Here is a 12,232-nt window from a genome sequence, read left to right on the forward strand (position 1 = left end):
TCATTCCTTTATAATTCTTCTACGATAATGTTGTGGTTGGTATAAACACAGATATCTCCAGCAACATGTAATGCTGCTTCTGCGATTTCGCCAGCTGTTAATTCTTCTTTACCGTGTTGTTTAAGTGCTCTAGCAGCAGATAAAGCATAATTTCCACCAGAACCAATTGCTAGAATACCGTCATCAGGAGCAATTACCTCACCTGTTCCTGAAACAACAAGCATTTCTTTGTCATTCATGACAATTAACATGGCTTCTAATTTTTGCATCATCTTATCACTACGCCACTCCATAGCAAGTTCAACAGCAGCACGCATCAAGTTACCTTTATATTCGTTTAATTTACCTTCAAATTTTTCTTCTAAGTTAAATGCATCTGCCACACTTCCGGCAAATCCTACAACAACTTCTCCATTATAAATACGGCGAACTTTTTTAGCAGTTCCTTTCATCACAACAGATTCTCCCATTGTTACTTGACCGTCACCAGCCATTGCAAATTTACCATTTTTTTCTACTGCACAAATTGTTGTTGAGTGAAATGTTGTATATCCCATTTATAAAAATCCTTTCCTTAGGCTCTCGGATGAAAATGCCGATAGCTCTTTTGTAATGTATCTGTTGTTACGTGGGTGTATATTTGAGTTGAAGACAAACTAGAATGTCCAAGTAATTCTTGAACTGTTCTTAAATCTGCTCCATTATTTAGTAAATGTGTCGCAAACGTATGTCTAAACATATGTGGATGAATATCCGTTGTTAAACTACTTTTTTCTATTATTTTTTTTAGGACGTATTGAATACCAGCTTCCGTAATTGGTGCTCCCCTATTATTAACAAATAAAAAATCATGACTCTCTTGATATTTTGTCATTAACTCAACACGAGTTGTATTTAAATATTCAAGAATAGCATCATGAGCAAATGAGCCAAATGGTACGTATCTTTCTTTGCCACCTTTTCCAAAAATAAGAAATACTGATGTATCAAAATCAATATCCTGTAATTGAATGTTAGTGCACTCTGCCACCCTAATCCCCGTTCCATAAAGAACTTCTAAAATAGCCCGGTTTCTAATATCTAGTGGTCTGTCTCCTTTAACTGTATCAAATAAAACATCCATCTCTTTTTCATAAAAGAAACGAGGTAATTTTGATTGTTGGCGTTTCATTTGAACGTATGAAAAAGGATTTTCATCTAGTATATTATTCTTAGTTAAAAACTGATAAAAAGATCTTAAACTAGAAAGCTTACGGCTGATGGTGTTTCGACTATAGGACTGATCATGTAAGAATGATAAGTAAATACGAATATCTTGAAGCGTAACATTTAAGTAGTTAGCATCTCCTGTACTCTCTAAAAATTCAAAAAAACTTTTGATATCTTCTTCGTAGGCTTCTTTTGTTTTTTGAGAGTATTGTCTTTCAACAATAATATACCTTAAAAAATCTTCTAAATGATTCATTAGCTTGAAATCCTTTCCACTAAATTACAAGAACAATGTAACATAATAAATATTCTAAAACAAACAAATTGTCAGAATTTAATGAATTTTACGTGAAAATGACACAATTTATTCACAATTTCATTTAAGGTACAAAAAAAAGGCAGGCTATTTCTAGCCAACCCCTTTTACTTAGTTAATGTAACAACTTCTTTCATGTCTTCTAGCGCTCTATTAGCAATCGCTTCATAGCGCTCTTTCTTATCTCTAATTCTCTCAGGTAACTCTGGGAAAATACCAAAGTTAACGTTCATTGGTTGGAAATTTTTACCTGATGTATGAGTAATGTAGTGTGCCATACTTCCCATAGCTGTTGTTTGAGGGAAGATAACTGGTTCCTCACCTTTAGCAAGACGAGCAGCATTAATCCCTGCTACTAAACCACTTGCAGCTGATTCGATATAACCCTCAACACCTGTCATTTGGCCTGCAAATAAAAGATTTGAACGTTTTCTTGATTGATAAGTCGGATTTAATAATTCAGGTGAGTTCATAAATGTGTTACGGTGCATCACACCATATCTTACAATTTCAGCATTCTCTAGACCTGGAATCATTTGGATAATACGTTTTTGCTCGCCCCATTTTAAATGTGTTTGGAAACCAACAATATTAAAAAGTGAAGCTGCTGCGTCATCTTGACGAAGTTGAACAACCGCATAAGGGCGTTTGCCAGTTTTTGGATCTTCAAGTCCAACTGGTTTTAGTGGACCAAACGTCATTGTTTTTTCTCCGCGGTTAGCCATTACCTCAATTGGCATACACCCTTCAAAGAATTTTTCTTTTTCAAATGATTTTAAAGGAGCAACTTCTGCAGTTACTAAAGCTTCTCTAAAAGCATAAAACTCATCTTTATTCATTGGACAGTTTAAATATGCTGCTTCCCCTTTGTCATAACGAGATTTTAAGTAAACTTTATCCATATCAATTGTGTTTTTATCAATAATTGGTGCTGCTGCGTCATAGAAGTATAGACCTTCTGACTCAGTAAATTCTTTAATACTTTCAGCTAAAGGCTCACTTGTTAAGGGACCAGTTGCAATAATAGTAATCCCATCCTCAGGAATCTCAGTAATTTCCTCATGATGGATAGTAATGTTTGGATGATTACTTACTCTTTCAGTTACCTCAGAAGAAAATCCTTCTCGGTCTACTGCTAAAGCTCCTCCTGCTGGTACTTGATGTTTATCTGCTGATGAGATGATAACTGAATCAAGTGTACGCATTTCTTCTTTTAAAAGACCTGCAGCATTTGTTATATTATTAGCTCTTAATGAATTAGTACAAACTAATTCAGCAAATTTATCTGTATGATGTGCTGGTGTTTTCTTTAATTTTCGCATTTCGTAAAGGTCTACTTTAACTCCTGCCTCTGCTGCTTGAAAAGCTGCTTCGCTTCCTGCAAGACCTGCTCCGATTACGGTTACTTTGATTTCTGACATTTTTTAACCCTCTTTCCTCAAGTAAAAAAATAGAGAAGGGACTTAAAACATAATGTTTTAGTCCCTCGACGTTTGTATTATACACAATTTATATCTTGATAGACAAGCTTTATTTTTGCACGTCTTCTTTGTAATCACAGCTGCTACAAATAATTTGTTGACCACCACGAACTTTTTTCTGAATTAAGTACTCAGAACATTTCGGACAATCACGGCCGATCGGGCGATCCCATGAAGTGAATTCACACTCAGGGTATCTCTCACAACCAAAGAAAACACGATTTTTCTTCGTTTTCTTCTCAATAACTTCTCCTTGTTTACACGTTGGACAAGTCACGCCAATTTTTTTAACAATTGCTTTTGTATTACGACAATCTGGGAAATTACTACAAGCATAGAATTTACCGTATTTTCCAAGTTTAATTAGCATTGGGTTGCCACATTCTTCACAGTCAAAGCCTGCTGGTTCATCTTTTAATTGAACTTTTTCAATTTCTTTTTCAGCTTTTTCTAATTCCTTAGCAAATGGCTTATAGAATCTATCAACTACATCTACCCAATTTTCTTGAGCAATAGCAATTTTATCTAAATCTTGTTCCATTTCAGCTGTAAAGTTCACATCAACAATTTGTGGGAAGAATTCAACAACTAATGTATTAACAATCTCACCTAATTCAGTTGGCTCAAAACGACGAGCGTTTAATTTAACATAATATCTACGCTGAATGGTTTCTAAGGTTGGTGCATAAGTAGATGGTCGACCTACGCCATTTTCTTCTAATGTTTTAATTAAGGTTGCTTCACTATACCTTGCTGGAGGTTGAGTAAAATGTTGTTTTGGCTCAATATCAGCAGATTTAACAACTTCACCTTCAGTTAAATCAGGCAACACATTTTCTTTGTCCTCTTTCCCGTCATCTTTACCTTCAATATAGACTTTAGTAAAACCAGGAAATTTAATTTTTGATCCATTAGCAACAAATTTAACGTTGTTTTGCTCAAGATCGACACGCATTGTATCAAGAATAGCTGGCGCCATTTGACTAGCTACCATACGCGACCAAATAAGTGAATATAGTTTAAATTGATCTTTGTCTAAAAATTCTTTAATTGATTCAGGGGTTCTTAAAACACTTGATGGACGAATCGCCTCATGGGCATCTTGTGCTCCTTGAGCGTTTTTCTTAACTTTTGGAGTGCCATTTGTGTACTCTTTGCCGTAAGTTTCTGTAATAAAGTTAAAAGCATCATTTTTAGCTGTATCAGAAAGTCTAGTTGAGTCAGTACGCATATAAGTAATTAAACCGACAGTTCCTTGACCTTTTCCAAGTTTGATTCCTTCATAAAGTTGTTGAGCAATCATCATTGTTTTTCTAGTTCTGAAGTTTAGCTTTCTAGCTGCCTCTTGTTGTAAACTACTTGTTGTAAAAGGAACAGCTGGATTTCTTTTACGTTCTTTTTTAGTTACTTTAGTAATATCATAGTCTCTTGAAGTTAGTTTCTCAGTAACGGCTTTAACATCTTCAGCATTGTTTAATTTTAATTTTTTACCATCAACGCCGTAAAAATTAGCTTTGAATTTCGTTTTACCTTTAACAAAATCCCCAGTAATGCTCCAGTACTCTTCTGGCTCAAAGTTTCTAATTTCTTCTTCCCGATCTACAATCATTTTTAATGCAATAGATTGAACCCGGCCAGCACTAAGCCCTTTTTTAACTTTCTTCCATAGTAATGGACTAATTGAATAACCTACCAAGCGGTCTAAAATACGACGTGCTTGTTGGGCATCAACTAAATCAACATTAATTTTACGTGGCTCTTTAAAGGCAGCTTTTACAGCATCTTTTGTAATCTCATTAAAGACAACGCGGTTATTGTCTTCTAAATCTAAATCTAAAATGTGGGCAAGGTGCCAAGCAATGGCTTCCCCCTCCCTGTCCGGATCGGCTGCAAGGTAAACTTTATCCGCCTTTTTCGCATATTTTTTTAATTCTTTAATAACTGGGCCTTTACCTCTGATATTGATATAGCCTGGCTCATAATTATTTTCAATATCAATTCCCATTTTACTTTTAGGCAAGTCTCTTATATGACCTACGCTGGCCACAACTTTATAATTTTTCCCAAGATATTTTTCGATAGTTTTCGCTTTTGCAGGGGATTCTACGATTACTAGATATTTATAACTCATGTTTTAATCCCTTTCTGTGACTTAATTTATGTTTTATTTTCTTTTGTTCAACAATCGTAAACTATCTTAGTCCATTTAGAAGAGGCTTGTCAAGAAAAGGTTTTGATTTTTTTTTAATTCAAGTACCAATCACTTAAAATATCTTCAGCTTTCCAAATACATTTTGCCCCCTCCTGAATCAAGTGAAGACAGCCTTCAGAGCTATCTGCTAAAGGATTACCAGGAACTGCAAAAACATCTCTGCCTTCTTCTAAAGCAAGTTGAGCAGTTATAAAAGTTCCACTTTTTCTTTTCGCTTCTATAACACACGTTCCTTTACTAATTCCTGCAATAATTCGATTTCTGGCAGGAAAATGATAAGCAAATGGTTTCGTATTTGGTAAATATTCTGATAAGACAAGATGCTCTTTTGTCATAAATGTTTGCAGTCTTTCATTTTCTTTTGGGTAAAAACAATTTAACCCAGAGCCAATCACTCCTATTGTTTTCCCTTGATGCCTAATAGCTGCTTGATGAGAAAAAGTGTCATTCCCTTTGGCCAAACCACTTGCAATGATAATTTCTTTTTTACAAAGAGGTGGAATAATTTTTTCGATAATTGTCTTACCATGTGGAGTCGCTTCACGAGAGCCGATAACTGCTAAAATATTCTCTTGAGAAAGAAGTGAGATATCCCCTAAAAAAAATAAAGCAATCGGCGGATTATAAATTTCTCTTAAACATTCAGGATAAGTATCATCCATAATAGTAATAAATGAATAATATTCTTGAAAATTTTCAAAGTCTTCTCTTTTTATTCCCTCAGCTAATTCATAAGAATGCTTAAAGGAGTCCAAATACAACGGTTTTACCTTACCAACTTCAATAAAAGTTTGTGAATTGAATTCATTTTCTGGATTATTTAAATAGTAGTAAAGTATCCTAAGTAATCCCTTGTTACCTATTCCTTTTAGGTGCTTCAATCTAAATATAAAAAAATTAATATCCATAAAAAACCTCCATTTTCTTTCCTTAATGTAAAGGTACGAAAATGGAGGTTAATTTTATATCATGTCTTTAATTGGGGCGAATGTTTTTCGGTGAATAGGTGTTATACCTTGAGTTTCAAGACCTAACAAATGCTCCTTAGTTCCGTAGCCAGCGTTATTTGCAAATCCATAACCTGGGTATTTCTGATCGTACTTTGCCATCATTCGATCTCTTGTTACTTTAGCAACAATACTGGCACAAGCAATAGAAATACTCTTTGCATCCCCTTTAATAATTTTTTCCTGAGGTAAGTTCAGATCAAGAACCATTGCATCAATTAACAAGCAATCAGGTGCTGGTGAAAGATTTGCTACAGCTTCTTTCATAGCAAGCTTTGTTGCTTCATAAATATTAACTTGATCAATAACATCATGATCTTTAATACCAATTCCAATAGCAATCGCTTGTTCATAAATTTTATCAAATAGTTCTTCTCTTTTAGCTAAAGAAAGTTGCTTTGAATCATTTACTTCAATTAAATTAAAATCTTCTGGCAAAATAACGGCAGCAGAAACTACAGGACCAGCAAGTGGACCTCTTCCAACTTCATCAATTCCTGCAATGAAATTAACCCCATTTTTTCTAGCTTCGTTTTCATAAATTTTCATTTCTTCAAAATGAAGTAATAATTTATTGTGTTTTTCTAAACGATTTTTTGTTGACTTTACTAGTTGTTGAACACTTTTTCGCTCATCATCTTCAAAATCAATTAATTCTTTGGCGTCTAATGATATGACATTAGCTAAAATTTCTTTAATTTCCTTAGTTGTCTGCTTAGTCATTAATAGTCTTCCGCCTTATCCAGAGTATATCTACCTAAACGACCATCTCTGATTTCTTGAACTATCATAATACTCGCGCGGTCATAATCATCTTTAAACCCTCTTTTTTCTGTAATTCTTAAAAGAATATCAACAGCTGTTTTATCTATTTCTTCATCAGTTAATGAATAACGAGCTTGAAGTTGTTCAGGATAATTATCCTTAAAGTAATTTAATCCAAATAAGACTAAATCATCCATATGAAGTAAGGTATCTTTAATGGCTCCTGTTAAGGCCAGTTTTTTTCCAATAACTTGGTCTTCAAAACGAGGCCACAAAATACCTGGTGTATCAAGTAATTCTAATTCTTTACTTGTTTTAAGCCATTGTTGACCTTTAGTAACTCCTGGTGTGTTACCAGTTTTAGCCATATTTTTCTTCGCTAAACGATTTAAAAGTGTTGATTTTCCGACGTTTGGAATTCCGATACACATTGCTCTAATCGCTCTAGGTTTAATACCTCGGGCTTTTTGTCTTTCGATTTTTTCAGCTAATAATTCTTGAGCTACAGGAACTATTTTTTTAATGCCTTTACCTTCATTGGCATTAATACTCAAACAAGCATAACCTTGTTTTTCGAAATAATGTTGCCATTTAGCCGTTTCAACTGGATCTGCTAAATCTGCTTTATTTAATAAAATAATTCTCGGTTTTTGTTGAATTAACGTATCTAACATTGGATTTCGACTAGACATAGGCAGTCTAGCATCGACAATTTCTAATACAACATCAACTAATTTTAATTTTTCTGCTACTTCACGACGGGCTTTAGCCATATGCCCTGGGAACCATTGAATGGTCATATTTACACACTCCTAATTACTTAACAATTTTACTATGAAAGATTGGATAATAAACGATTCTGGCCTTTCCAACAATTGAGGTACTACTAATTGTGCCAAAGGAGCGACTATCTTTACTTAAGCGTCTATTATCACCTAAAACAAAATATTGATTTTTAGGAATTTTATCTGTTCCTATAAGCTCTGTTGTATCTAAATCAGTTGTAAAGACATACTCATTCTTTTTCTTTTTGACATCTTTAAGAAATGGCTCATCTACTTTCTTACCATTAATGAATAGTTGGTCTTTTTCATAAGTAACTCTATCTCCTGGAAGACCAATCACTCTTTTAATATAAGTATCACCATCTGGTGCAGTGAAAACTATAATATCAAAACGATCTATCTCACTAAAATTTTCCATAACAATAAAATCATTTTCTTTTAAAGTTGGTGACATGGACTTACCTGTAACTTCAAGTGGAATAAAAATAAATGCCTTCATAATAATGACAAAAGGAATGCAAATAACTAGCATTTTAATCCAGTGCCAAATAACATCAACAATCTTTTTCTCCATTATTTCACCGTCTTTCTTCCATATTATATGATATATAATATTCCTTGAAATTACTAGTCTTTATAACTAAAAAAGTTGCAGTCATTTAAGGACTGCAACTTTAAGATCTATTTTTCTTTTACAACTTCTAAAGCTTTGTTATATTGAACATCATTTTCTTTCCAATGATTTCTAATTGCTAATTCAAGTGCTTCGATTGTTGGTTTATCTGCAACACCTGTCACTTCAAGCCCAGATTTTTCTTGGAATTCTTTAATGCTACGTGTTGTATCTGCTGTGTATCTATTGCCACTTTTTCCTACATTATATCCTAAAACATCTAGATAAACGTTAATTGTTTCAACATGATTACTAATACTACCTTCTTCATAAGTTAAGGCTCTATCAATCACTAAACGTTTTAAGTAGTCAGGATAATCAACTTTAATAGTCGGCTCAACACCCTTTTCATGAATCCATTTTCCATCAGGTGTTAGCCATTTACTAATTGTTAACTTAACTTCTCCGTGGCCTTCAATAGGTACTAAGGTTTGGACGGTTCCTTTACCATAAGTCGTTGTTCCTATCACATCAAAACCATGAACTTTTAGAGCACCTGCCATTATTTCAGAGGCACTAGCACTATTTTCATCTGTTAAGATAACTGTAGGTTCTTTGATTTTTTCACCTTTGTCAAATTTTTTACCTGCTTCTTCTTCAAAAGTATTTTTATTTTTATCTTCAAATCCAACAATGACATCCCCATCTTCTAAGAAACGACTAGTCATTTTCTCAACATTTTGAAGGACACCACCTGGATTTCCTCTGACATCTAGGATAAATCGTTTAGCCCCTTGACCTCTTAATTTTGTAACGGCCTCATCAAACTCATCAGATGTTGTTTCGTTAAAACTTGTAATTTGAATGTAACCAACTGTAGGATCCATTTTATCAAGTGACGCTTTAACTGATTCAACAGGAATTGTGTCGCGAATGATATCAATACTAAAGCTTTCGTCTCCTCTTAAAATATCAAGAGTCACTTTAGTTCCTTTTTCCCCTTTGATTTTAGAAACAACTTCATTTAAAGGTTGTCCTTTTACTTCTTTACCATCTACTTTTACAATGATATCCCCTTTTTTTAAATTTGCTTTTTCAGCAGGTGAATCTTCAAAAGGTGGTTCAGCAATAACAGGATAATCATTTTCAAGCATCATGGAAGCACCAATTCCCTCAAAACTTCCAGAAACACTGTCATCAAAATCTTTAGCAGCTTCTTCTGGGAAAAAGACACTATGAGGGTCTCCTATGGCGTCTGTCATACCCTTTAAAGCGCCGTTTACTAAATCTTTTTCACTGACTTTCTCAATGTATTGACTGTCGATTAGTTCATATAGCATTTCGATATTTTCAAAATCATCTTTTGCTTTATTATTGAAACTTAAAGAAGATTTTGGCGCATTTAATTCATAAATAAATAATGTTGCTCCTGAAGCTAATATTGCTACAACAACTATTGTTATGACGTAATTTAAAATAGATATATTCTTCTTTTTATTTGGCATCATTTGTGCACATCCTTACATTTAATTGTTCTCTATATAATGCTCCCACAAGGTATCGAATATATCCATATTTGGAATATAGTAAGCATTTGTTTCTAAATAATGTGAAATCTCATCGTAGTCAGCAGATTGTTTCGGAAACTGTAAATCAGAAAAAATATTCTCTGCTAAAAGAGATTCCTCTGTTTGTTTTAATTTTCCACGAAACGTTTCCACGTAATGATAAAAACTGCGTTTCATGTTATTCCTCTTCCCAAACTTCTTTTAAAAAGTTTTTTCTTCTTTGACTTGATAGATTGTAGCGTGCTGGATTTTTTTTATAAAAATCTTGATGATACTCTTCAGCTGAATAAAAATCAGAAGCAGGTTCAATAGTAGTTACAATTTCTTCTGTGTATTTTTTTGAATCTGCTAATTCTTGTTTACTAATTTCAGCTATTTGTTTCTGTTCTTCTGTTGTATAAAAAATAACTGGACGATAGCTTTCTCCGCGGTCCTCAAATTGACCAAAGGCATCGGTTGGATCTGTTTGTTGCCAGTAAATAGCTAGTAACTCTTTATATGAAATAACCTTTGGATCAAACTCAATTTTTACCGCTTCTGTGTGGCCAGTTGTTCCTGAGCAAACCTCTTCGTAAGTTGGATTTTCTTTATGTCCACCAGTGTAACCTGATGTAATACTATGAATACCAGGAAACTCATCAAATGGCTTAACCATACACCAAAAGCAACCTCCTGCTAAAATGGCTGTTTCTTTCATTTAATTACCTCACTTTTTCTTAGTTTTTTCTTTAGGTAAGTATAAACTAAAAGTAATTTCATCATCAATTAAATTGATTTTTTTAGCCCTAACCGTCATCCCGTTATCTAATTTAAACTTATTTAAATGAAGATTGATTAATTGTTGATCTGGGTCAAGTTCAATCCAATTTGGTAAATCTGTTGTTGAGGCAATATAATTAATCATTGCCGGTATCGGTACATTTAAAGCACCAACTGATAAGCTTTTAGCTTTTAGTTGAACATTTCCATCATTTAAGACATAGGGTTCAAAATATAAATAAAAATGTGTTTCGTGACCTAATAAGTTAAAAGTTCCATCAACTAAAGCTTGATTTTCTAGAACGAAAGAATAGTCGACTCCTGATTCTTTCATGGCATCTTCTAAAAAGAAATTGATGACATTATTAACTTGGTCTTTTTTCATATTAATATCTAAAATCGGCTTTTCTCTTGTCTCAATAACAGGTAATTTCGCATCATAGGTCATTCGCGGTGTTGAAATTCTAAATGCGATGACTGAGATAAAACCAACTAAAACGGCAACTAAAGTAATAAATGCAAGTCGCCACGGGTTTATGAAAATAGTTTTTAAAAGTGTATGATTTTTTTCTTTTTTACGTGTTTCTTTAGGTTGTTCTTCTTTTGTTTTAGACATCTTTTCACCTTCTATAAGTTTACTTTAACCATATATTTTTAGTAGATTCCATCTTCGCTCTAAACGCATTAGCAATAATTTGATAACCTAAATTATTTGGATGGAAACTATCTTCCTCAGATATTAAATCATTTAAGGCATTTTTACTTAGTGAACTATCTGTTGTGCCACTAGTAGAAGTTCCTAACTCAGGTAAACCATTATAAATCTCATCATTAATTGGAACAAAAAAAGCATTCTCCTGTGCATCCACAAACTCTTTACTACCTTCATTCCAGTAATCAACGATTTCTTGCATTTCTTCTATTTCAGAAAAGCTTTTGTAAAATGGGTTATAGATACCTAACTGATAAATTGGTGCATTAGGATTTAAGACACGAATTTCCGTGTACATTTTTTCTAATTCCTTTTGATATTTTTCTCTTGGTTTTACAAATTTTTTAATGGATAATTTGTTAAAAATTTGAGATTGAATAACTTTCATTAAATCATTGCCACCAACTGTGACCAAGATAACATCTGCTTTTCTAATAGAATTTTGCATATCTTCATTTTTCTTAATTCGTTTTAAGATTTGGTCACTTCTGTCTCCAGATTTACCAAAGTTTTCAGCTTGGACAACATCAATTGGGTAATGTTCACTCAAATCAGTTTGAAGTAGTGGCACATAGCCTCCTGTATGAGTTGTATCGCCTATCCCTTCTGTTAAAGAATCTCCTACAGCACTTAAACGTAAGATTTCCATTCTTTTTTCTTCTTTTTTGGCTGTGTCACTAATTTGCTTAATCGGATCCGCCTTCGGTACTATAAACGTCCCAATGAAAAAAGTAATGACTACAAGACCAAAAAAAAGACCAGTAAAGGTTAATAATTCTTTTATTTTACTCATAAGAATCCCTCT

13 protein-coding genes are annotated in these 12,232 nt (G+C 33.5%); all 13 read right to left on the reverse strand.

The features are described 5' to 3' along the window. Positions 1-8 precede the first annotated feature (8 nt). Positions 9-557, reverse strand: coding sequence for an ATP-dependent protease subunit HslV (gene hslV, locus DFR54_RS00325; RefSeq protein ID WP_086343112.1), 549 nt, complete (start codon positions 555-557; stop codon positions 9-11). Positions 558-574: 17 nt separating this feature from the next. Continuing rightward, positions 575-1,465: a tyrosine recombinase XerC gene (gene xerC, locus DFR54_RS00330; RefSeq protein WP_114288425.1), complete on the reverse strand. Its 891-nt coding sequence runs from the start codon at positions 1,463-1,465 to the stop codon at positions 575-577. A gap of 167 nt (positions 1,466-1,632) precedes the next feature. Continuing rightward, positions 1,633-2,946 carry an FADH(2)-oxidizing methylenetetrahydrofolate--tRNA-(uracil(54)-C(5))-methyltransferase TrmFO gene (trmFO, locus tag DFR54_RS00335; protein ID WP_114288426.1) on the reverse strand — a complete coding sequence of 438 codons (1,314 nt, stop codon included), beginning with the start codon at positions 2,944-2,946 and terminating at the stop codon, positions 1,633-1,635. 109 nt (positions 2,947-3,055) lie between these two features. Continuing rightward, positions 3,056-5,137, reverse strand: a complete 2,082-nt coding sequence (gene topA, locus DFR54_RS00340; RefSeq protein ID WP_114288427.1) for a type I DNA topoisomerase — start codon at positions 5,135-5,137, stop codon at positions 3,056-3,058. Positions 5,138-5,250: 113 nt separating this feature from the next. Then, entirely contained in the window at positions 5,251-6,126 is an 876-nt protein-coding gene (gene dprA, locus DFR54_RS00345) for a DNA-processing protein DprA (RefSeq protein ID WP_114288428.1), read from the reverse strand. A gap of 54 nt (positions 6,127-6,180) precedes the next feature. After that, a complete protein-coding gene (locus DFR54_RS00350; protein ID WP_114288429.1) occupies positions 6,181-6,948 on the reverse strand; it encodes a ribonuclease HII in 768 nt (255 codons plus the stop codon). Next, positions 6,948-7,790 carry a ribosome biogenesis GTPase YlqF gene (gene ylqF, locus DFR54_RS00355; RefSeq protein WP_086343107.1) on the reverse strand — a complete coding sequence of 281 codons (843 nt, stop codon included), beginning with the start codon at positions 7,788-7,790 and terminating at the stop codon, positions 6,948-6,950. Before ylqF ends, DFR54_RS00350 begins: the two co-directional genes overlap by 1 nt. Before the next feature lie 16 nt (positions 7,791-7,806). After that, complete coding sequence (gene lepB, locus DFR54_RS00360) at positions 7,807-8,349, reverse strand: signal peptidase I (RefSeq protein WP_086343106.1); 543 nt, start codon at positions 8,347-8,349, stop codon at positions 7,807-7,809. Positions 8,350-8,456: 107 nt separating this feature from the next. After that, positions 8,457-9,896 (reverse strand): S41 family peptidase, encoded by a 1,440-nt coding sequence (locus DFR54_RS00365; RefSeq protein ID WP_114288430.1) that lies wholly within the window; start codon positions 9,894-9,896, stop codon positions 8,457-8,459. Positions 9,897-9,914: 18 nt separating this feature from the next. Next, positions 9,915-10,133, reverse strand: a complete 219-nt coding sequence (locus DFR54_RS00370) for a YozE family protein (RefSeq protein WP_086343104.1) — start codon at positions 10,131-10,133, stop codon at positions 9,915-9,917. A gap of 1 nt (position 10,134) precedes the next feature. Next, on the reverse strand, positions 10,135-10,653 hold the full coding sequence (gene msrA / locus DFR54_RS00375) for a peptide-methionine (S)-S-oxide reductase MsrA (protein ID WP_114288431.1): 519 nt from the start codon (positions 10,651-10,653) through the stop codon (positions 10,135-10,137). 9 nt (positions 10,654-10,662) lie between these two features. After that, positions 10,663-11,331: a YpmS family protein gene (locus DFR54_RS00380; protein ID WP_114288432.1), complete on the reverse strand. Its 669-nt coding sequence runs from the start codon at positions 11,329-11,331 to the stop codon at positions 10,663-10,665. 19 nt (positions 11,332-11,350) lie between these two features. Further along, positions 11,351-12,220, reverse strand: a complete 870-nt coding sequence (locus DFR54_RS00385) for an SGNH/GDSL hydrolase family protein (protein WP_170126892.1) — start codon at positions 12,218-12,220, stop codon at positions 11,351-11,353. Positions 12,221-12,232 lie beyond the last annotated feature (12 nt).

This window comes from Vagococcus fluvialis, from assembly GCF_003337315.1.
GTDB classification, from domain to species: Bacteria; Bacillota; Bacilli; order Lactobacillales; family Vagococcaceae; genus Vagococcus; species Vagococcus fluvialis.

What these genes read in the sequence shown, in the direction of transcription:
- DFR54_RS00365 (WP_114288430.1), bottom strand. Translation starts at nt 9,896, where the DNA reads ATGATGCCAAATAAAAAGAAGAATATATCTATTTTAAATTACGTCATA.
- dprA (WP_114288428.1), bottom strand. Translation starts at nt 6,126, where the DNA reads ATGGATATTAATTTTTTTATATTTAGATTGAAGCACCTAAAAGGAATA.
- DFR54_RS00380 (WP_114288432.1), bottom strand. Translation starts at nt 11,331, where the DNA reads ATGTCTAAAACAAAAGAAGAACAACCTAAAGAAACACGTAAAAAAGAA.
- DFR54_RS00350 (WP_114288429.1), bottom strand. Translation starts at nt 6,948, where the DNA reads ATGACTAAGCAGACAACTAAGGAAATTAAAGAAATTTTAGCTAATGTC.
- DFR54_RS00385 (WP_170126892.1), bottom strand. Translation starts at nt 12,220, where the DNA reads ATGAGTAAAATAAAAGAATTATTAACCTTTACTGGTCTTTTTTTTGGT.
- ylqF (WP_086343107.1), bottom strand. Translation starts at nt 7,790, where the DNA reads ATGACCATTCAATGGTTCCCAGGGCATATGGCTAAAGCCCGTCGTGAA.
- trmFO (WP_114288426.1), bottom strand. Translation starts at nt 2,946, where the DNA reads ATGTCAGAAATCAAAGTAACCGTAATCGGAGCAGGTCTTGCAGGAAGC.
- hslV (WP_086343112.1), bottom strand. Translation starts at nt 557, where the DNA reads ATGGGATATACAACATTTCACTCAACAACAATTTGTGCAGTAGAAAAA.
- xerC (WP_114288425.1), bottom strand. Translation starts at nt 1,465, where the DNA reads ATGAATCATTTAGAAGATTTTTTAAGGTATATTATTGTTGAAAGACAA.
- lepB (WP_086343106.1), bottom strand. Translation starts at nt 8,349, where the DNA reads ATGGAGAAAAAGATTGTTGATGTTATTTGGCACTGGATTAAAATGCTA.
- DFR54_RS00370 (WP_086343104.1), bottom strand. Translation starts at nt 10,133, where the DNA reads ATGAAACGCAGTTTTTATCATTACGTGGAAACGTTTCGTGGAAAATTA.
- msrA (WP_114288431.1), bottom strand. Translation starts at nt 10,653, where the DNA reads ATGAAAGAAACAGCCATTTTAGCAGGAGGTTGCTTTTGGTGTATGGTT.
- topA (WP_114288427.1), bottom strand. Translation starts at nt 5,137, where the DNA reads ATGAGTTATAAATATCTAGTAATCGTAGAATCCCCTGCAAAAGCGAAA.